The 22641-nt window shown below is 48.4% G+C and carries 15 protein-coding genes; 4 read left to right on the top strand and 11 right to left on the bottom strand.

Annotated features, from left to right (window positions below):
- Window positions 1-12: 12 nt before the first annotated feature.
- From metH to B5F34_RS10550, 11 genes are all read right to left on the bottom strand, one after another.
- Window positions 13-2748, bottom strand: coding sequence for a methionine synthase (gene metH, locus B5F34_RS10600; RefSeq protein WP_087338576.1), 2736 nt, complete (start codon window positions 2746-2748; stop codon window positions 13-15).
- Window positions 2749-2810: 62 nt separating this feature from the next.
- Window positions 2811-3263, bottom strand: coding sequence for an SsrA-binding protein (smpB, locus tag B5F34_RS10595; protein ID WP_087338528.1), 453 nt, complete (start codon window positions 3261-3263; stop codon window positions 2811-2813).
- A gap of 43 nt (window positions 3264-3306) precedes the next feature.
- Window positions 3307-3882: a Yip1 family protein gene (locus B5F34_RS10590; RefSeq protein WP_087338525.1), complete on the bottom strand. Its 576-nt coding sequence runs from the start codon at window positions 3880-3882 to the stop codon at window positions 3307-3309.
- A gap of 17 nt (window positions 3883-3899) precedes the next feature.
- Window positions 3900-4787 carry a hypothetical protein gene (locus B5F34_RS10585; protein ID WP_140392995.1) on the bottom strand — a complete coding sequence of 296 codons (888 nt, stop codon included), beginning with the start codon at window positions 4785-4787 and terminating at the stop codon, window positions 3900-3902.
- Between the two features lie 158 nt (window positions 4788-4945).
- Window positions 4946-5443, bottom strand: a complete 498-nt coding sequence (locus tag B5F34_RS10580) for a DMP19 family protein (protein WP_087338519.1) — start codon at window positions 5441-5443, stop codon at window positions 4946-4948.
- A 223-nt stretch (window positions 5444-5666) separates the two neighbouring features.
- Window positions 5667-6563 (bottom strand): glycoside hydrolase family 25 protein, encoded by an 897-nt coding sequence (locus B5F34_RS10575; protein WP_162609318.1) that lies wholly within the window; start codon window positions 6561-6563, stop codon window positions 5667-5669.
- 104 nt (window positions 6564-6667) lie between these two features.
- Window positions 6668-8314: a diphosphate--fructose-6-phosphate 1-phosphotransferase gene (locus B5F34_RS10570; RefSeq protein ID WP_087338513.1), complete on the bottom strand. Its 1647-nt coding sequence runs from the start codon at window positions 8312-8314 to the stop codon at window positions 6668-6670.
- Window positions 8307-8744, bottom strand: coding sequence for a hypothetical protein (locus B5F34_RS10565; protein WP_087338510.1), 438 nt, complete (start codon window positions 8742-8744; stop codon window positions 8307-8309). Before B5F34_RS10565 ends, B5F34_RS10570 begins: the two co-directional genes overlap by 8 nt.
- A gap of 206 nt (window positions 8745-8950) precedes the next feature.
- The gene (locus B5F34_RS10560) at window positions 8951-10372 is read right to left on the bottom strand and encodes a TolC family protein (RefSeq protein WP_087338506.1); all 1422 of its coding nucleotides are present in this window, start codon (window positions 10370-10372) and stop codon (window positions 8951-8953) included.
- A complete protein-coding gene (locus tag B5F34_RS10555) occupies window positions 10369-13479 on the bottom strand; it encodes a multidrug efflux RND transporter permease subunit (RefSeq protein ID WP_087338504.1) in 3111 nt (1036 codons plus the stop codon). Before B5F34_RS10555 ends, B5F34_RS10560 begins: the two co-directional genes overlap by 4 nt.
- On the bottom strand, window positions 13476-14678 hold the full coding sequence (locus B5F34_RS10550) for an efflux RND transporter periplasmic adaptor subunit (RefSeq protein ID WP_087338501.1): 1203 nt from the start codon (window positions 14676-14678) through the stop codon (window positions 13476-13478). The genes B5F34_RS10555 and B5F34_RS10550 overlap by 4 nt, the downstream gene beginning before the upstream one ends.
- 718 nt (window positions 14679-15396) lie before the next feature.
- Here B5F34_RS10550 and B5F34_RS10545 point away from each other — a divergent pair.
- Genes B5F34_RS10545 through B5F34_RS10530 form a run of 4 tightly spaced genes read left to right on the top strand, consistent with a single transcriptional unit; the run spans window position 15397 to window position 22639 of the window.
- Window positions 15397-15666, top strand: coding sequence for a hypothetical protein (locus B5F34_RS10545; RefSeq protein WP_087338498.1), 270 nt, complete (start codon window positions 15397-15399; stop codon window positions 15664-15666).
- Window positions 15667-15673: 7 nt separating this feature from the next.
- Window positions 15674-16219, top strand: coding sequence for a 1-acyl-sn-glycerol-3-phosphate acyltransferase (locus tag B5F34_RS10540; RefSeq protein WP_087338495.1), 546 nt, complete (start codon window positions 15674-15676; stop codon window positions 16217-16219).
- On the top strand, window positions 16216-17019 hold the full coding sequence (locus tag B5F34_RS10535) for an amidohydrolase (RefSeq protein WP_087338493.1): 804 nt from the start codon (window positions 16216-16218) through the stop codon (window positions 17017-17019). Before B5F34_RS10540 ends, B5F34_RS10535 begins: the two co-directional genes overlap by 4 nt.
- 43 nt (window positions 17020-17062) lie before the next feature.
- Window positions 17063-22639, top strand: coding sequence for an MG2 domain-containing protein (locus B5F34_RS10530; protein ID WP_087338489.1), 5577 nt, complete (start codon window positions 17063-17065; stop codon window positions 22637-22639).
- Window positions 22640-22641 lie beyond the last annotated feature (2 nt).

Here is a 22641-nt window from a genome sequence, read left to right as displayed (position 1 = left end):
GTTCCCCTTTGGTCAGAAAAGTTTCAGTCTGTTCTCACGAGCTTTCTCCAACGGCACAGTTTCCTGATGCTTCACCGCATTTTCTTCGCGCAGGCGATTATACTCCTCATTCAGTTCATTGGACAACGCAACGCGCGAGTCAGGATTCATCAGGCGGGCAGCCATGCCGGCATTCTGCGAAGCATCTTTCAGATGAACTACAGGAGCATGATAGACGGGAGCTATTTTCAACGCTGTGTGCAGACGCGAAGTAGTGGCTCCTCCTATCAGCAACGGGATGTCCAATCCAGCTTTCTCCATCTCTGCAGCCACGTGCGACATTTCTTCCAGCGACGGAGTAATCAGTCCGCTCAACCCCACCATGTCAACTTTTTCTTCGATGGCACGTCTGACGATAACCTCGGCAGGAACCATCACGCCCAAATCTATAATTTCATATCCATTGCATGACATCACTACAGAAACGATGTTCTTGCCAATGTCGTGTACGTCACCTTTCACCGTAGCCAGCAACACACGCCCGGCAGAAGTTCCCCGCCCGGCCTTTCCTGCCTCGATATAAGGACGGAGAATGGCCACAGCCGCCTTCATGGTACGGGCAGTCTTCACCACCTGGGGCAAAAACATCTTGCCTTCGCCAAAGAGATTGCCCACCCTCTGCATGCCCGACATGAGAGGACCTTCGATTATATCCACCGCCTGTGCATACGTCTTCAACGCCTCGTGCAGGTCTTCTTCCAGAAAGTCGCTGATACCCTTTATCAGCGACTGCTGCAAACGTTCCTCCAGCGGAGCCTTGCGCCAGTCGGGCACCTCCGTCCCTGCCACTTTTGCAGAGAGGTTCTGCGTGGAATGAGCAGCCTCCAGCAACCGCTCAGCAGCATCGGGGCGCCGGTTAAGTATAACATCCTCGATGCGCTCCAGTAAATCGGCGGAAATATCCGTATACAACACGGAAGAAGCCGGATTGACGATGCCCATGTCCATGCCTGCCTCGATGGCATGGTAAAGGAATACGGCGTGCATGGCCTCACGCAGGTAATTGTTGCCACGGAAAGCGAAAGACAAGTTGCTCACTCCCCCACTCACATGGGCTCCCGGCAAATTCTCACGTATCCAACGGGTGGCACGGATAAAATCTACGGCATAATTGGCATGTTCATCCATACCCGTAGCTATGGCCAGGACATTAGGATCGAAAATAATGTCTTGCGGAGCCAGACCTGCCTGCTCCGTCAGCAAACGGTAAGCGCGGGCACACACTTCAATGCGCCGCTCATAAGTATCGGCCTGTCCCTGTTCGTCAAAAGCCATCACCACAACGGCAGCTCCATATCGGCGCACGGCGCGGGCATGTTCCAGAAAACGTTCCTCCCCTTCTTTCAGGGAGATGGAATTGACGATAGATTTGCCCTGCAGACATTTCAACCCCGCTTCAATGACCTTCCAGTCAGACGAGTCAATCATCACAGGTACGCGGGCAATATCGGGTTCTGAAGATATGAGGTTAAGAAAGTTCACCATCTCCGCACGGGCATCCAACAGGCCATCGTCCATATTGATGTCTATCACCTGGGCTCCGTCTTCCACCTGCTTGCGGGCAATGCCCAGTGCCTCACTGTATTTTTTCTCGCCAATAAGACGCAGGAACTTACGTGAACCTGCCACGTTGCAACGCTCACCCACGTTCACGAAGTTATTTTCAGGCTTCACTTCTAACCTATCAAGGCCAGAGAGCCGGAGGAAAGCAGAAGGAGCTACCGGCACACGTGGAAGGGTTGCAGCTGCCAATGGTACAAAACGGGCAATGTATTCATCTGTAGTACCGCAGCATCCGCCAACGATGTTCACCAGTCCCTCGTCCAGGAATTCCTTTATTTCGAGAGCCATCTGTTCAGGCGTTTGGTCGTATTCCCCCAATGAATTGGGCAACCCGGCATTGGGATACACACTGATGTAATAAGGCGCACGGGCAGCCATATGCTCCAGGAACGGCTTCATCTGCGCGGCACCAAAAGAACAATTCAAACCTACAGAAAATATATCGGCATGCTCCACCGAGGCAAGAAAAGCATCCAGCGTCTGCCCCGACAGGGTACGTCCGCCTTGGTCGGCCACAGTAACAGACAGCATCAAAGGTACCTTCCGTCCGGTAAGCTGCATGGCATCCTGGGCAGCGCAAATGGCAGCCTTGGCATTGAGCGTATCGAAAATGGTTTCCACCAGCAGGGCATCCACTCCCCCTTGCAGTAAAGCCGTCATCTGTTCGGTATATGCCAGGCAAAGTTCGTCAAAGGTGAGAGCACGGAAGGCGGGATTGTTCACATCGGGACTCATAGAACAAGTCTTGTTGGTAGGTCCCACGGAACCAGCCACATAACGGGGTTTGTGCGGAGTGCGGAGAGTATATTCATCGGCCAACGCACGCGCCAACCGGGCACCTTGCAGGTTGATGTCGCGCACCAAGTCTTGCGTGTGGTAATCGGCCTGACTGACGCTTGTGGCATTGAATGTATTGGTTTCGATGATGTCGGCTCCTGCCTCCAGATACTTGCGGTGTATGTCCTGCACCACATCGGGCCGCGTGAGGCACAACATGTCGTTGTTTCCTTTCATCTGTCCGGGCAGTCCGGCAAAACGTGTGCCGCGAAAATCGGCCTCTGTCAGGTTGTATCGTTGTATCATGGTGCCCATGGCGCCGTCCAACACGAGGACGCGCTCTTGCACCGATTGAGTAAGTGGTTTCATTGAATCAATAAAAAAATATATAGCAGGCTCCTCCCCGCGGAAGAAGACCGGTATCAGTTTCGTCAACGCTTGAACATCCGCGCCATGTCTCGCTTATCGTCTTTCTCCTTAATGGACTGTCGTTTATCGTATTGTTTCTTACCCTTAGCCAAGGCAACGACCAGCTTGGCCAACCCCTTCTCATTGATAAAGAGGCGGACGGGCACGATGGTGAAACCGGGGTCGCGCGAGGTACGCATCAACTTGTCCAGTTCTTTTTTGGTGAGCAGCAATTTGCGTTCGCGACGGGCAGCATGATTGTTGTACGAGCCATAGAAATACTCGGCAATGTGCATGTTTTTCACCCACAGTTCTCCGTTGGCAAAATAACAGAAAGTATCCACCAGACTGGCCTTTCCCAAACGGATGGACTTGATTTCAGTGCCCGTCAGCACGATACCGGCAGTGTAAGTGTCCAGCAGTTCATAGTCAAACGTGGCACGCTTGTTTTTGATGTTTATGGCAGGTTGTTTCATATCTTTGTTTTACTTTTTTCATCATCATGCTGTTGCTTGTTCATCAGTTGAGCACTACAGTCAGCTCATTGAACAGCCACTCTATCAGCATCGGACAGGCCAGAAGCGACACAGTAGCCACCATAGTGAAACGGAAACGGATTTTATCCGTCATCTGAAGCAATACCCGACTTCCCTCCCACACAACAAAGAGCGTATAAAACTGAAGTAGAAAGGCTATAATCTGGAAGTCGGCCAAAATCCCCAATATAATCCGCAACAAAAATAATATTACCAGTGAATAACCGGTGAATTGCCACATCAAGGGCAGATTACCCGGCCGGTGCAGGAAACGGATGCAGAAACCATTCAGCAACCATGCCGCCAGAAAATAGCCTCCAAAAAGAGCCACCGCCACAGAACAGCACTCCGTCATGGCCAACTGGAAACTTTGCGGTCCACCCCACCCGTTATCAAGCAGCACACCGATGAAAACAGACAGGCCACAAAGGCCTATCATAGGATACACAAAAGCAGTGAAGACCCCACGCGGATCTTCCTGCAAACGAATTTCCTCCCAGGCACGGGCCGGGGAGGAAATCAGTTGAATGGCTATGTGAAAAAGATTCTTATAGTCCACAAATAAAATTCACATTATTATAAAGGTAAGCTATCTACATACTCATCCCACGACAAAACCTCGTATTCATGCTGAGTCGTATTTCCATTTTCCAAATCAGTGGAATAAGGATTTTCACTTACTACGATACGGATTTCCGAAGGCAGTGAGCCTCCCCATTCAGCCAGAATAGAACGCCCGCCACCGGCAGAAGTGCCCAAATCATAGGCTTTGTTGAAATAGCCCAACCCGCCATACAAGGCAAGGGCATAAGACTCGTAATCCGTAGAATAATCGGCGTCAGTATTGGCGCGGAAATTCAAATACAACCGCAAAATTCCCTGCTCCTTATCTGTTACAGTAGCAGCGTCGTCAGGATAGTAAACCAACGTAAGGCTGCTGGTTACTCCGACGGGCACATAATAGTTCACCGGCAATATAAGCGTAGTGGAATTTTCGCCGAAGAAATAAGGTTTATAAGTAAAACCACTCACTTCATAATTAAGAGAAATAATAGGATGAGTAGCCACAGAATCGCGTTTCTCCACACCGACATTTGCAGCGTCTACTACCAGCGTAGGATTGTTCAACAACTCAAGCGCATATAATTCGACACCGGTAATATCTGTAGCATCCGAAGGAATCTGGGTTGTTTCGGTGTTCCAGCGGTAATAAGCCACTACCGTTTTTCCGGTTATATCAGAAACAGTCATGCCCTGCGAAGCAAAAAAAGACATGACAGAAGCCTCCGTAGGCGTTACACTAATCCCCCCCGGTGATACAACCGTCATCGACATAATCCCGCTATTCACCTCTCCCATGATATAAGCACTCTGATATGGGTCCGAATCGGTGTTCAGGCAAGAAGTCAGCGTTAAACCTGTCAGCACAGACAGGGCAAGCACTAAAGTTTTCAATCGTTTCATTTGTTCTTTCTTTAATTTTAGGTTTGCAAAATTAGACATTATTTTTCTATTTAGATAAAATGCACCGTTGTTTTTTGCTGTTTTTGAGAGTAAAATGGAAAGTTTATTGAAATACTGCAAGGAAGCAGAAATATTAACAGAAAATAACATTTCCAGTCTCACACAACCTGTGCAAAATCCTCTATATGTCCGTCTACATAAGCAGCCACCAGCGAAGTCCACTCCTCTTCATGCTCCAGGAACTCGTCTTCCAGAGGGTCGAAAGCTTCATATTGTTCATACATGGCCATAAACTCCTCGTCGGTGCGTTCACGCTCCAGGTCGGCGCGATGCACATCATAGATCTTTCGGGCGGCATACACCAGTTTAGTCAGATCACCTACCCCCCAGTCGCGCCATACGCGGGCAAAAGGGTTATGAAAAATGTAAGCTCCGTAACCATTCTGGATGAGCTGGCAGAACCCTCCCTCCATCAGCTCGTCGCGCAAGGTGACATAAGCCAGCAAGGCATGTTGCGGTAAAGTGAGCAGCGGCATGGTTTCGGCAGTCAGGGTGCCACCGGTGGCACGTCCATAGGCCTCGGTAAACACCATGATGAAAGCATCCATGCCTTCAGATGCGGCACGCCGCAAAGATTCGTCGGTTACTTCTATCATAACAATCGGTTTATAAGTTCTTGCCGGGATTTGGCGGCGCAAAGATAAAATTTATCTTCCACATACGGTATATGATGTGCCCGGAAATCTCATGCGAACTTCCACGCTATCAGAAGCCGACTGCCCATAGCGTAGGAGCCGGCTGCATCTATATAGGCACCCGACGACATAGTATGCCGCAGCACACAGGAGGCAGAATACCTGTCAGAAAGGCACTTACAGGCTATCTGCTTTCACTGGCAACCTGGAGTGTCAGGGAGTCTAACGCCTCCAAACTTCCGTTAAAGACATTCAGGTCTACATTTCCCTCAATGCCCGGCACCACACCGGCATCTGTATGTTGCCAGAAATGCCAAGGTCCTTCATAACGGACAGAATCGACGTAGTAATGGGCAATCCAATAGGGATAGGAATTAAAAATGGAATCGTTGAGATAACGCAACTTGAATTTGTAAGAGGTATACAAAATGGGCTTTACTCCATAGTGTTGTTCCACCCGGTCCAACCAAGTCTTTACCGCACGCTTCAATTCAGCAGCACTCTTATTGCCCGTTGTTTCCACATCCAAGACAGGAGGCAAATCGGCAGAGTCCAGACGCACGGTACGAATGAAGAAATCGGCCTGCTGAATCGCATCTGTACGTGGTATAAAAAAATGGTAAGCACCCCGGATAAACCCATGACGGCGGGCTTCGGCAAAATTTGAAGCAAAAGTCTCATCGCTATGGTCGCCGCCTTCCGTCGCTTTCATGAACACAAAGCGGATAGGAAAACGCTCCTGCTGCTGACGAGCCAAAAGATTCCAATCAATATCTCCCTGATAATGCGAAATATCTATGCCATGAACCTCATAATGAGAAGGCAAACAAACGCCATACCCCTTAAATCCGTAGCATGGTTTCCAGCGATAAGCATAAGGACGGATAAAAAAATAATAGAATCCCGCAGAAAAGAGCAAGATAAGAATACCAGCCAGCACATTGCGCAACCATACCGGCATCACATATACCGATGCTGATGCTTTAACTGACTTTTTCCCTTTTTGCTTTTTGGGCACAGAAGAACGCCGGACTGGCGCTTTTCCTTTACCACGAGAAGACCGGGTTGTCTTAGAAACCATATATTCCTTTATACTAAATCGGATAAGATTAAAAGAAAGGGCAGATTACTCTGCCCTTTCCCCTGTATATATCAGAAGATAACTGTCGAAAAAAACGACTTCTTTTACTTCTGCTGTTCCAACTGCAAAGTCTTGGTAGGCTGGTCGCAGACTTCTGTCGGACCGAAATACTGAATAGGACCGGGATAAACGTAGTCCGTTTCTTTGGCCCACTTATCACGTTGGGCGGCAAATGCCTTGAAAGGCGCACCGTCCAGCTTAACCAAAGCCTTCTGGATAACAGGCTTCATCTCGCCATGGCGACGCTCCATATTCATCATCATGGTGATAGGCACACCTCCGGCAATCCACTCTTCAGCGGGTGCTGTCAAGTTGCGGATAGAAGACATATAACCCGTCTTTCCGTTGGCAATCAAGGCAGAAGCTGCATATCCCAGTGAATAGCAATAGTCTGCATCAAAATTAGAAGGAGCAGCGCAACGGCCTTCATAGCCGAAGAAGTGGTGCTGCGGCGCAAACTTGCCCACATACTTACCTTCCTTCTTCCACTCAGCCAGCTTCGTTCCTACCATTTCAGAAAGCAGTTTTTCTGTTTCGATAAGAGAAACCTGTACGTTTCCATGCGGGTCGCGGTCTAAAGAGAGCTGACGGGCTACTCCTTCGGGCAGGCTGGCATAGATAGCTGCATTTTCAGGAGTCAGCTTGCTGATGATATAATTACGCTGTTCTGCCTTATCGACCTTAGCGAACTCTTCAGCGTTGGCAGCCAAGAAGTCGTTCAGTTCTGCAATCAAGCGCTTCATGGCAGGGATGAACTCAATGAGGCCTTCAGGGATAAGAACTGTTCCGAAGTTGTTGCCCTGGGCAGCACGATCTGCCACAACCTGTGCAATGTTTGTTACAATGTCATCCAGCGAAAGGTCTTTAGCCTCTACTTCTTCGGAAACGATACAAATGTTGGGCTGAGTCTGCAAGGCACATTCCAGAGCGATGTGAGAAGCCGAACGTCCCATCAGCTTGATGAAGTGCCAGTATTTGCGGGCAGAGTTGCAATCGCGCTGAATGTTGCCAATAACTTCTGCATAAGTTTTGCAAGCTGTATCGAAGCCGAACGAAGTCTCAATCATGTTATTCTTCAAGTCGCCATCGATAGTTTTGGGGCAACCGATTACCTGAACTCCATAGTTCTTGGCAGCATAATACTCGGCCAAAACGCAGGCATTCGTGTTGGAGTCGTCACCACCAATGATAACCAATGCCTTGATGCCCAACTGCTGAAGAATCTGGTAACCTTTCTCAAACTGGTCTTCCTTTTCCAGCTTGGTACGTCCGGAACCAATGATGTCAAAACCGCCCGTATTACGGTATTCATCAATGATATCTGCCGTCAGTTCTACATAGTTGTGATCTACCAGTCCGCCGGGTCCCATGAGGAAGCCATAAAGTTTGCTCTCGGGATGAATACGCTTGATGCCATCGAAAAGACCGGAGATAACGTTATGTCCGCCCGGAGCCTGTCCACCAGACAGGATGACACCTACATTCATGGCAGGACATTGTACGGGCTGGTCCGTAGCCTCAAACTTAATAAGAGGCATGCCGTAGGTGTTGGGAAACAGTTTCTGGATTTCTTCCTGGTCGGCCACCGACTGTGTGGCTGCGCCTTCCTGGACTTTCACGTTGCCTTTCAGCGCCTTCGGAAGTTTGGGCTGATAGGCAGCTCTTGCGATTTGCAATGCACTTTTAGTCATTTGTCTTTCTTATATTAAAGGTGAGAAAAAATTGCTTGCTAAAGCGTTGCAAATTTCGCTTTTTTCCGGTAGAAATGCAAGCGGGCAGACTTTTTTTTGCTTCAGCGCCCGGTTTGCAGCGAGGTAAACTTCCCTGATTTTCTGCAAACCGGGCGTATTTACCTCCGGAAGCCACCGGACACTGTGCACCAATGAACCCTGCAGAGCCGGCAAAATGGCTGAAGCGGATTGAACCGGCTGAGAAAAAACTATCCTGAAATTTCCCGTCTAAAACAAATGCGAAACACCGGATGCGGTGGACGCGACTTCTTTTTACCCCACGCGGAACTGCCTCCTGAAGCTTCTTTCCCGGCAGATGGAAAAGCCACCGAATTGCCAAGCGATATGCAGCATACTGCCAAGCGATATGCAACACGCTGCCAAGCGACAAGCAGCAAGCCTTTTATAGGGAGGTTAGGAGCCGCCACATATACTTATATATTAATGTGTAAGCGTCTTTACAAGTTTTTCCACAAGACATTCTCCTACATTTTCTATAACCGGAACTGAAGTGGCACTTTATTCGGAACTTATGAACACGATTTCGCCCCTACGGTCCATGTACCGCAGGGGCGAAGAAAGAATACAAAGCCAATATCAGCGTGACATTCGGTCTTCGGGTGTCCAGCCACCGCCCAAAGCCTTATAGACATTTACCAATGCCAACTGGCGGTCGCGCACGGCATTGCTCAAACTAATCTGTGCATCCAAATAAGTACGCTGTGCATCAAGCAAATCCATATAAGCAATAGCACCGTTGACATATTGCAATTGGGCAAGCTCCAGCGAAGATTTGGATGAACGCTCCAAAGAAAGACGCGTCTGGTAAATCTCTTTCATCTTGTTGAAAGTGGCAATGGCATCGTATGCATCCCGAAAAGCTGCAAGCACCACTTTCTCGTAGGCATAAGTAGCGCGCTCAAAAGCTGCCCTGCTGGCCTTAAGGCGGGCACGGTTTTTGCCCCAACCCAGAATAGGCTGCAACAACGTACCGGCAATCAGATGATAAGGCGACTCAAGGATGTCTTTCACTTCAGCACTTTCCGCACCCAACTGGGACGTCAAGGACAAGCTCGGGAACATACTCGTTAATGACACACCCACTTCGGCATTAGCTGCAATAAGAGCCTGTTCTGCTTCCCTGACATCCGGACGGCGCTCCAGCAAGGTACTCGGCAAACCTACCGGTAAGGAACTGGGAAAATTCACTTCCTGAGGAAGAGGCGCACGCTCAATATTATGTGGATAATCTCCTATCAGAAAAGCCAGTTCGTTTTCCTTCAACGTAATCTGCCGTTCCAGATCCGGCACCAAAGTAGCTGTTCGTGCCAACTCCACCTGCGCCTGACGGAAAGCTACCTCGGAAGTCAGACCACCCTCATATCGGATTCGGGCCAGATGCAGGCTTTCGCGGCGGGCGTCTACAGTCTGACGAACAATAGACAGTTCATTATCCAAAGCAACCAGTTCAAAATAGGCCTGGGCAACCTGCGCAATCAAGCTCATTTGCAAAGCACGCCTGTTTTCTATGGACCCCAGGAAATCGGCCAGACTGGCATCACGTCGCCAACGCAATTTTCCCCACAAATCCAACTCCCAAGATATGGTGGCTTTTAAATCAAACTGGTTATCCTCATCATAACTGTGCCCTCCGTAATTATCGGCTTCTTTCTTTCCATAGATGCGAAGACCAATTTGCGGAAGCATATTGGCCCAGTCTATGCGCTTCAAAGCGGCCTGCTCTCTTACAGTGGCGTCAGCCATCAACAAATCTTTATTATAATCCAACATCTTACGAATCAGTCCCTGCAAAAGAGTATCAGGATAAATCGCTTCCCACGAATAATCGGCTATGGAAGCAGAATCTTCCACCATGCCATCCATAGTCAGAGTAGAAGGAAGTTCCAAATCCGGCCGGGTGTAATGTTTACCTATCTGACATCCGCTCAGCAATAAAAGAGTAGCCGGGATACATACGGCAGGCCGGAATACATATTTAACTAAAGACTTTACTTTCATTTTACTTTCTTTCTCTGAAGTTTGTTCTGCACATTATATATCATCACAAAGAAGAAGGGGATAAGCACGATGCCTACAATCACAGCCATAATCATGCCAAAGAACAGACCCGTACCAATGGACTGACGGCTGGCTGCTCCCGGCCCATGAGCTATCACCATGGGCAAAATACCAAGAATAAAGGCCAGAGAAGTCATCAAGATAGGACGGAAGCGCAAATGGGCCGCATGCAAAGCAGCTTTGAAAACGTTCTGTCCGGCATCAGCCTCATCTTTGGCAAATTCCACAATCAGAATCGCGTTCTTCGCAGCCAGACCCATCAGAGTCACCAGACCAATCTGAAAATAAGTATCGTTCTCCAATCCACAAATCGAGATGCCAATATACGCTCCCAACGCCGCCACGGGCAAAGAGAGCAACACTGCCACAGGAATGCTCCAACTCTCGTATAAAGCGGCAAGGAAAAGGAACACAAAGAGGAATACCAAAGCCAAGATGGTACCAGTCTGTCCTCCCGCCTGTTTCTCCTGATAAGACAAACCACTCCATTCCACACCGATATTATCCGGCAAATGAGTGCGGGCAATCTGTTCGATAACCTCCATCGCCTGACCTGAGCTATACCCCTGAGCCGCTTCTCCACGAATCACAGCTGAGTTGAACATATTGAAGCGCTTGATGCTACCCGGACCTGTAGTATATTCCGTATTGCCCAACGCCGTGAGAGGTATCATGGCGCCGTCGCTACCTTTCACAAAAAACAGACTAATGTTATCCCGATGTTCACGGTAAGGAGCATCGGCCTGCAGGTAAACACGATAAATACGGTTGAACATATTAAAGTCGTTCACGTAGACAGACCCCGTATACGCTTTCATTGTATTGAATACATCAGCCATCGGTACACCAAGCATTTTCACTTTATCGCGGTCTACATCAAAATACAACTGCGGTATTTCGGCCTGCAACGAAGACGACAAATTACTCAACTCCTTGCATTGCGAGGCATAATACATCAACGTATCGGCCGCCTGCACCAGGTTCTCATAAGTAGCATCACCACGGGCCTCCAGCTGCATTTCAAAACCGCCAGAGGTACCTAGGCCGGGAATAACAGGCGGAGTAGAGATATAGAACTTACATTCTGGATACTCCGTCAGTTCACGACTTACATGAGCCATGATTTCATCAATAGTGGTATCGTCACGCTCTTTCCACTCTTTCAGAATAACAGTCAACTGAGAACGTGCCTGGCTGGTACCGACACGCGGACTGGTACCTGTCACATTCTGCACATATTCTACAGAAGGATCTTCCATCAGGAAATGAATGGCCCGATTAGTAACCTCACGGGTCCGCTCAAGTGTCGTGCCTTCCGGCATCTCCAACTCCACGGTAAAATATCCCTGGTCTTCTGTCGGGAGGAAACTGGTAGGAATCAACCGATAAAGGACAAATATGGCTATCAACACCATACAGAAACCTATGCCTACCCGCTTAGGATGCTTAATAACGCTCTTGATACCTTTCAGATATTTGCTGTTACCAAAGTCTAACCAACGGTTGATGGTACGGAATACCCGATTCTTAGGCTTATTGGAGTCCGTAGGCTTCAGAATGAGCGAACACATTACCGGACTCAACGTCAGGGCCACTACCGTAGAGAGCAGCACAGAAATGGCAATGGTCACACTAAACTGGCGATAAAGCTGTCCCGTAATGCCTGACAAGAAACTTACCGGAACGAACACAGCAGCCAATACCATGGAGGTTGCTACCAGAGCACTGGTCAAGCCATTCATAGCCTTCTTAGTAGCCTCGTATGCACTAAGATGTTCCTCTTCCATAATACGTTCTACGTTCTCTACCACCACGATGGCATCGTCCACCACCAGACCGATGGCCAAAACCAATCCCAGCAAAGTAAGGATATTGAGTGAGAAGCCGAATATCAGCATGAAACCGAACGTACCTATCAGAGAGATCGGGACAGCCACCAACGGAATGAGTGTAGCGCGCCAACTCTGCAAAAAGAGGAATACCACTACTATCACCAGAAACAGTGCCTCGAACAACGTCTTATACACCTCGTGAATAGATTCCGAGATATAAGTGGTCATATCGAAAGGAATTTCATATTTCATGCCTTCGGGGAAAGTACGGCTGATTTCCTCCATCGCCTGCTTTACATTATCGGCTACTTCCATGGCGTTGGCACCTGGCAAAAGATAAATGCCCAGAATCGCTGCATTCCCGGCATTGATACCGCTTTCGGTATTATAGGACTGAGCTTCCAGAGACACACGGGCAATATCGCGCATACGAATCATAGAACCGTCGGCATTGGCACGAAGTACAATTTCTTCGAACTGGGCCGCACTTGACAGACGCCCCTGAGCTGTAATGGGAATAGTGAAATCCAACCCCGTCACGGGCTGCTGGCCCAGCACACCGGCTGCCGACTCACGGTTCTGGTCTTTCAATGCATTCTGCACGTCTTGTACCGTCAAGCCATAATTAGCCAGGCGGGCAGGGTCCACCCAAATCTGCATGGCATAATAACGGCTACCGATGTTCGACACACGTCCCACACCCGGAATACGTCTCAAAAGGTCGAGCACATTCAGCGTAGCGAAGTTACTCAAATAGATTTCATCAAATTTCGGGTCATTGGAAGTCAGACAGATAGTCATCAGCTGGCTGGAAGCCTGCTTTTCTATCTCAATGCCATTCTGCACCACCTCGGCCGGCAAACGGGATTCGGCCAGTTTCACACGGTTCTGAATCTCGACGGCAGACAAATCGGGGTCGGCCGAGATATCAAACGTAATAGTAGCAGAGAATCCTCCGGAGTTGGAACTGTTTGATTCCATATAAAGCATACCGGGTGTACCGTTCAGTTCCTGCTCGATGGGAGTGGCAACAGCCTGAGATACGGTCAGGGCACTGGCACCCGGATAAGAGGCGCTGATTTTCACCACCGGCGGCGTTATCTGTGGATACTGATCGATAGGAAGCATCGTTAAGCCGATGAGTCCCACGATGACTATCAATATGGATATGACGGCCGAAAATACAGGCCTGTCGATGAAAAAACTTACTTTCATTCTTTCGTCGTTGTTGCAGATTGAGATTCTTCTTCTTTCTTCTTATCAGCCACACGCATCTTGATGCCCGGAGTCAGCTTGTGGTATCCTTCGGTAACAATCATCTCGCCGGGTATGATGCCGCGCTCTACTACTACATCGTTGCCAAATTCCGGTCCCAGTTCAATGAAACGGCGCTCGGCTATCGAGTCACGACGCATGACAAAGACATAAGCTCCGCCTTTCTCGATAATCAACGCCTTCTGCGGAACTACGGTAGCATTTTCGCGCACATCGAGCAAAGCCTTCACTTTGGTGAACTGACCGGGCAGAAGCACACGGTCGGGATTGGGCATCTCAGCGCGCACCGAGAAAGTACCGGTCTTGGGGTCTACCTGCGGGTCGGCAAAATCCACAATACCCTTATAGGGATATTCGCTATTATCTGCCAATGTGATAGTCACATAAGGCTGCCAAGAACGGGTGGAGTCTTTCTGTCCTATCACCACATTACGCTCGCGGCTCTTCAGATATTCCAAAGCGGTCATACTGTAATCAACCAGCACTGTGTCGCTCTTCACCACTGTAGCCAGAAGAGATTGCCCGCCGGGACCCACCAAAGCCCCCAAGTCGACATAACGCTCACTGATATAACCGGAAAGCGGAGAGCGCACTGTTGTATAGCCCAACTCCTGCTCGGCCTGGTCCAAATCGGCTTGGCTCATACCCATGCTGGCAACAGCCGTTTCATAGGCAGCAATGGCATTGTCCAAATCCAACTGACTGGCAGCATTCTGTTCATACAAGGGGCGGATACGATCCAAGTCGCGACGGGTCTTCAGCACATTGGCCGAGTCTTTACGCAACTGGGCGCGCGCCTTGTCGGCCTTGGCTCGATACTGGCGTTGGTCGATGACGAAGAGCACTTGGTTTTTATTCACGTATGTTCCTTCTTCAAACTCCATGCTTTCCAGAAAGCCTTCCACACGGGCACGCACTTCTACAAACTGCTGAGCACGGATACGCCCCACATATTCACCATAGATTTCGACATCTTCCACGCCCACCGGTTCTACAATTACCAACGGGGGTTCGGGTACTACTTCCTTCGGCCAGGTCAAAATGAGATAAATGGCCAGCAACACAACCAGGCACGCCACCATGGCGATAATCCTTTTCTTTCGCAGATGCAATTCTTTTTTTGTAAAAAACAGCTTCATGTTATGTTTGTTATCAATAATCTTTAGATTTCCTTTTCGAGGTTGCAAAGATAATGCCATTTTCTGAATTTACGGTTGATTAATCACAACTTATTCATCTTCAAGCAAAACAGACTACGAAAGAATGTATGTGGGAATCACAAAAAGCCCAAAGACAGTGTGGAAAAGGACTACACCTGTGGAAATATTCCACAACTTCCATCCTCGTTTCCACAGACTTGTCTGTCTATTGCCACGAAAAGCATAACCTGTTCTTCGCCTGACTCTAAAAACTTGTTTAAATTTTGCTTAGCCTCATTTTGAGTGCAGTTTCCAAGGGTATCAATCTTATAAAAGCAGAAATTAAACGAACTCTAAGTTGGACAAGAGAAATACGGAACAGACAACCGGCATTTGCCTTACCATACAACTCATTGATAAATAAACAATTACTTCTTACCGCTTAGAAAGAAATTTCTTATCGCTTGGAAGGAAGCTTCTTATACCTTGGAAACAGCCTTCCCACAGCCTGGCAGTCAGTCCGCTATCTTTGGTTCGAAAAATCCCTGACTTCCTCTGGATATGAAGCCCGCTCTCCGAGGACGAGGAATCCAATCAAAGAGAAAAGCATTCAAATTAGGATAAATATTCAAAAAAAACGCTCCTTTGCAGTTCAATCCCAAGAAAAAGCACTATCTTTACCCGGAAAATTCAATTATTCACTTAAAACGTAACGATTATGGCAAAAAGAAGAATGCTGAAAAAAAGTATTAATTATATTATAGGTGAACTCTTTACAGAATGCATCTGCATCCGCCTGACCCTCCCGAATACAGAACAGGAGAAAGTAGACGGGGTGATGACAGAGATTCTGAACCTGCAAGATGACTTCATCAGCCGCATCAGCCACACAGAACCGGGCAACGTGAAAGGTTTCTACAAAAAATTGCATGAAGATTTCAATGCTAAGGTAGACGGCATTCTGGATGCCATGGGCAAGTTGAAATAAGCGGAGAATGAAATCGACCTTATATAGGTGGATTTACCACCGCATCTTGGGATGGAACACACGGATGGAAGTGCCCGAATATGACAAATGCGTGATATGTGCAGCACCTCATACTTCCAACTGGGATTTGTTCTTCGGAAAGCTCTTCTACGGCGGCCTCAACCGCAAAGTGAATTTTCTGATGAAGAAAGAGTGGTTCTTCTTCCCGTTAGGCCCTTTGTTTAAGGCAATGGGCGGCATACCCGTAGACCGTTCGCGGAAGACTTCGCTTACCGACCAGATGGCGGAACGGTTCAAGAAAAGCCGTTTCCTACATCTGGCCATCACGCCGGAAGCCACACGCAAGGCCAATCCTGAGTGGAAAAAAGGATTTTATTACATTGCTCTCAAAGCTCAAGTCCCTATCCTGCTGATAGGCATCGACTATCCCAGCAGAACGATAGCATGCACGCGAAGCATTATGCCCAGCGGAAATTTTGAGCAGGACTTGTACGAAATCAAACAGTATTTTATGCAATTCAGAGGCAAGAAACCTCAAAATTTCGCCACATGAACCCCTTACGCATCAGTCTGTTGCAGACAGATTTAGTTTGGGAAGACAAACAAGCCAATCTCCGCCGACTCCGCGAAAAGCTTGAAAGCATCCGCGGTGCGACGGAGATTGTTGTCTTGCCCGAAACATTTTCTACCGGTTTCAGCATGAATCCTTCCACGCTGGCCGAACCGGCAGACGGAGATACCTTGAATACACTACGACGCTGGTCGGCAGAATTTCATGTAGCCTTGACAGGCAGCTACATAGCTTGCGATACCTCCACTACAACTCCTTCCAATCCCTGCTACTATAACCGTGCTTTTTTTCTCACACCCGAAGGAGAAACATACTACTACGACAAACGGCATCTGTTCCGCATGGGCCATGAAACAGAATGTTATACACCGGGGCGCATACGTCCGGTCATCTCATACCACGGCTGGAACATCCTGCTGCAAATATGCTATGACCTGCGCTTTCCGGTCTGGAGCAGGAACCGCCACAACGAATATGACTTGCTCATCTATGTAGCCAACTGGCCAGCATCCCGCCGGCGGGTATGGGATATTCTGCTCCAAGCGCGCGCCATAGAGAACATTTCATACGTGTGCGGTGTTAACCGTATAGGAAAAGATTTCCACGGCATAAGACATGACGGAGGAAGTGCCGTCTATTCACCGAAAGGAGAGCCGCTCATCTGCATGCCCGACGAGACAGAAGAATTGGCCACAGTCACTCTGGATGCCGATGCCCTGCTCCGTTTCCGGGAAAAATTCCCTGCCTGGAAAGACGCTGATGACTTTTCCCTGGAATTTTAAATAAACTACGGATGATTCTTCATCCTCAAAAATATCTTTGAATATGAAACGAGACATCGCCTTCAAGCTGTTACCTTGTCTGCTGGCCTCTCTACTGCTCTTTGCCTGTGACGGTCAGCGCAAAGACATCTCTCCTTCTGCCGAATTTGCGCCTTACATCAATGCGTATACAGGAGGAGTCATTTCACGTCAGGCAACCATCCGCATCGAACTGGCGCAAGACCTGCCCATGGTGGATTTAAACAATCTGGCAGACAATCCTTTCAGTTTCTCTCCCTCACTGAAAGGAGAAGCACACTGGCTTAATAACAATACCATTGAGTTTGTTCCTGAAACGGACGAACTCCAACCCGGGGAACTTTATGTAGGGACTTTCCGCTTAGGAGATTTCATCCAGGTAAAAAAAGAATTGGAGCAATTCAAGTTCTCTTTCCGTGTGCAGGAACGTAACTTTGCGATGTACACTGAGACTCCCACCCTGACCGATGCACATCCCGGGCACTTGTATATAAAAGGAGAAATCCGGTTCAGTGATGCCATAGAGACAGAAGAAGTAGAAAAAATACTTTCTGCTACTGGGAAGGAAAGTCGTTCCTTCCCCGTTCATGTTCTGCCCACGGACAATCCCTCCCGCTATGCATTTTCCGTGGATAGTATTCCACAGGAAACTGATGACTACCAACTTCAAATCAAAGCCGACGGAAATGCGGCTGACATCAACCGCCAACAAACCGTCGACATAACCATCCCGGCCAGAAATTCATTCCGTTTTCTTTCCGCCCAACGGATTACCCAACCGGAAAACGGACTGGAAATTGTCTTCTCCTCTCCCCTCTCTACTACACAGGATTTAAAGGGGCTCATAGAAATCAAGGAAATACCCGCAGCCGTATTGCAGATAAAAGACAACAAAGTGTACGCGTATTTCGATGAAAGCACTTCCCCACAAGCCAACGGTTCTCTGACTCTGCTTATCCACGAAGGAGTGAAAAACAGCAGCGACAAGGCCTTAGGCTCTTCACATACCCTCTCTTTCGGCGAACATAATGTTAAACCACAAGTAAAACTGCTCACAGATGCAGCCATTCTTCCTGACTCAAAAAATCTGCTCATACCTTTCCGGGCAGTCAATTTATATGCAGTAGATGTGAGTGTGATACGCATCTTTGAAAACAACATTCTGACTTTCCTGCAGAATAATTCTTGGGAGTCATCCAATGAACTGCGCCGTGCAGGAAGATTGGTGTACAAAAAAACATTGCAATTAGCGCAAGATGCTTCAAAAGATATTCACCAATGGAACGATTACTCCATTGACCTGAGCGGACTGATTCAGCAAGAGCCAGGAGCCATCTACCGCATTTATCTTTCTTTCCGCCAGGAGTATTCGGCATATCCTTGTGGTGGGAAAACTCCACGGCCCTCATTTGCAGACTCCTCTACCGACCTGACCCCCCTAAACGGGAATGAATTGACAGAAGACGAAGAGGCTGAATGGGATGTCCCACAAAGTTATTTCTATTACAATGGTGGAATGGACTACGACTGGAACTTGTATGATTGGAAAGAACGGGAAAATCCGTGCCATCCTTCCTATTATATGAATAGTAACCTGATAGCAGCTTGCAATGTTTTTGCCTCTAATTTAGGGCTGATAGTAAAAGGCAATTCGCTGAACAAGCTCTGGATTGCAGTCAACAACATTCTTACCACCAGCCCTGTAGAAGGAGCAGATATTACCGTTTACAACTTCCAACTGCAAATTATAGGCATCGGCAAGACCAACAAGGAAGGATTTGCTGAAATCACACCTGAGGGAGTACCCTTCATCGTCTGTGCCACCAATGGCCGACAAAAAGCCTATCTGCGTGTAGTAGCAGGCGAAAACCAATCAACCAGCCGTTTTGATACTGGAGGACGGAAAATAGAGAAAGGACTCAAAGGCTTTATCTATGGTGAAAGAGGAGTATGGCGCCCAGGGGATACCCTACACCTTACTTTTATCTTGAAAGACCAGACCCGACGCATTCCGGACACACATCCCGTGACATTAGAAATATACAATCCGCGCGGACAGTTCTACAGCAAAAGCACGTCAGCACACGGACTGAATGGATTCTACGCTTTTCACATCCCTACCCGCACAGATGACCCTACGGGACAATGGAATGCATACGTCAAAATAGGAGGAAGCACTTTCCATAAAAGTCTGCGCATCGAAACAGTCAAACCGAACCGGCTCAAAATAAGGACTCAACTGCCTTCAGACATTCTGCTGGCCTCGCAAAGACAAATACCGGCTACCATCACCTCTGCCTGGCTGACCGGAGCCACAGCTGCCAACCTGAAGACGAAGATGGAAATGTCTCTGTCAAAGGTTAACGCTCAATTTACCCAATATGACCGTTATATATTCAATAACCCAGCAGCTGAATTCACCACACAAAAGACAGAAGTATTCGACGGGAAACTGGATGCAAAGGGAAAAGCCACATTCACGTTAAAGTTGCCTGAAGCGTCCAATGCTCCAGGTATGTTGAATGCTACCATCACTACCCGTGTATTCGAACCTGGTGGAGATGCAAGCATTTATACAGAGACATTACCATTTTCGCCTTTCACATCCTATGTAGGCATTAACCTGAACCAGCCGGCAGACCAATGTATCGAAACCGACAAGGAACACCGCTTCGACATTGTCACCTTGACTCCTGAAGGGAAAACGACAGACCGTGCCAACTTGGAATATAAAATCTACCGCATTGACTGGAGCTGGTGGTGGGAAAACAAAGAGGAGGCATTTGGCACCTACATCAATAATAGTTCAATGACTCCGGTAGCCAGCGGACATCTGCAGACCAAGAAAGGAAAAGGACAATTTACCTTCCGGGTGAATTATCCCGAATGGGGCCGTTACTTAGTTTACGTTAAAGACAAAGAAAGCGGACATGCTACGGGTGGAACAGTCTACATAGACTGGCCTGCCTGGCGAGGACGCTCAACCAAAGCAGACCCAAGTCATTTGAAAATGCTGACTTTCTCGTTAGACAAAGAATCTTATCGCCCGGGTGAAAAAGCCACAGCTTTCATTCCTGCTGCCGCAGGAGGAAGAGCCTTGGTAGCCATTGAGAACGGTTCATCCGTATTAAAACGTGAATGGATCACAATAAGTGACAAGGAAGATACCAGATACACATTCGACATCACACCAGAAATGGCTCCGAATGTATATCTGCATATTACTTTACTCCAACCACACGCACAGACGGTCAATGACCTCCCCATCCGCATGTATGGCATCATGCCGGTGATGGTAACTGACCCAGACACTAGGCTTATGCCACAAATCGAGATGCCGCAAACGCTGCGCCCGGAAACAAAATTCCAAATACATGTCAGTGAAAAAGGCGGACGACCGATGACCTATACATTGGCTATCGTAGACGAAGGTTTGCTGGACCAGACCAATTATCAGACACCTAATCCATGGAATGAGTTTTATGCCCGCGAAGCTTTGGGCATTTCCACATGGGATATGTATGACCAGGTTTTGGGTGCTTCGGCCGGACGCTTTTCGCCTATCTTCAGTATAGGAGGAGACGAAATGCTAAAACCAGCCGATGCCAAAGCCAACCGTTTCAAGCCAGTTGTCAAATTCATCGGTCCATTTTATTTGCCTAAAGGTGAGAAACAGACTCATACCTTGGAACTGCCTCAATATGTGGGTTCAGTACGCGTTATGGTCGTTGCCGGACAAGAGGGAAGCTATGGACAGACAGAAAAAAGCGTACCAGTACGTACTCCATTGATGCTGCTCCCCACCCTGCCCCGTACACTTTCTACTATGGAGGAAATCAGTGTGCCTGTCAATGTATTCGCTATGGAAAAAGGAGCAAAGGATGTTACCGTATCCATTCAAGCGGAAGGCGCCGGCATTTCCATCGTGGGAGCTCAGCACCGAAACATCCACTTTGACGAGGCGGGAGACCAACTGGTTTATTTCCGGCTAAAGACCAACCGACAGACAGGTAAAGCAACCATCCGTTTCACTGCGACTGGCAGCGGACACCAAGCCCAAGAAAGCATAGAGATAGGAATCCGCAATCCCAACCCGCCTGTCACATTGAAAGAATCACGCTGGATAGAAGCCGGGCAGACAGCTGAGATGACTTATGACCCGACTGGTGAGAATGCTGAAGTATACATGGAGGTATCGCGAATTCCGTCTCCCGACCTGAGTCGCCGACTGAATTTCTTATACAGCTATACCCATATTTGCACCGAACAAATCACATCAAAAGTCTTGCCGCTTCTTTTTGTCAACCAGTTTAAAGACACAGACAAAGAAGAATCATCCCTTCTCAAAAGCAATATCCAGGAAGGCATCAGACAGCTCTACGCCCGCCAGTTACCCAATGGAGGATTTGCCTACTGGCCCGGACAAGCTGTGGCAGACGAATGGATTACATCTTATGCCGGTATGTTCCTGACCTTAGCTGCCGAAAAAGGATATGCTGTTCATACAAGCACATTAGAAAAATGGAAGCGATTCCAACGAGCAGCTGCACAAAACTGGAGGCTGGCAGACTATACCGATAACGGTCTGCATGCAGCAGCCTGCATGCAACAGGCTTTCCGACTCTACACGCTGGCTCTAAGCGGAACAGCAGAAGCCGGTGCCATGAACCGTCTGAAAGAACAGAAGGATTTGCCTGTACAAGCACGATGGAGATTAGCAGCAGCCTATGCCCTCACCGGGAAGACAGAGGCCGCCGGCGAACTAATCTTCAACATCCCTGCTACCAATCAAAAAGGCAGAATAAACGGGTTCATATATGATTCGCCATTGTTGGAAGAAGCCATGAGCCTTGAAACACTCGTATTGATGCACCGCACAAATGAAGCTCTTAGACTGGCACGCCAAGTGGCAGAAGCTTTAAACGAGGAAAATACCTTCAGTACGCAATCTACAGCTTTTGCCCTCATGGCTATGGGAAGGTTGGCCGAACAGACAACAGGTTCATTGAACTACCAATGGACGTGGAACGGACAACAGCAGCCAGAGGTTGTTTCTGCCAAGGCTTTGATGAGACATCGTCTTTCTGCCAGCCAGAAAGGTATCGTCCATGTAAAGAACGAAGGCAAAGGAGCCTTAGGCATCGACCTCATCACCCGCCTGCAACCCGTAGAAGACAAGCTGCCGGCTCAATCAAAAGGATTGAAACTCCAGGTATCTTACACAGACCTGACGGGTAAGCCGCTTCCCATCCATAGTCTTCAGCAAGGTGCCGACCTGGTCGCTACTATTACCGTTGAGAATATCTGCCCGACAGACCTGACCCACCTTGCCCTGACACATATACTGCCATCAGGATGGGAAGTATTCAACGAGCCGACCGGCACCCCGGCAGGCCATGCTGCCTATTCTTACCGCGATGTGCGTGATGACCGTATCCTGACCTATTTTGACTTGAAACGAGGTGAACGCAAACAGTTCAGCATACGTCTGCAAGCCACTTACGAAGGCAGTTTCATTCTGCCTGCCATACAATGTGAAGCCATGTATGACACCGCTATACAGGCAAGGACAAGTGCAGGAAAAACAACGGTCAACCGATAATC

This window comes from Mediterranea sp. An20, from assembly GCF_002160055.1.
In the GTDB taxonomy this organism is placed as follows: Bacteria; Bacteroidota; Bacteroidia; order Bacteroidales; family Bacteroidaceae; genus Bacteroides; species Bacteroides avicola.
Note: the sequence above shows the minus strand (reverse complement) of the source record. Positions and strands in the feature narration are given on the sequence as shown.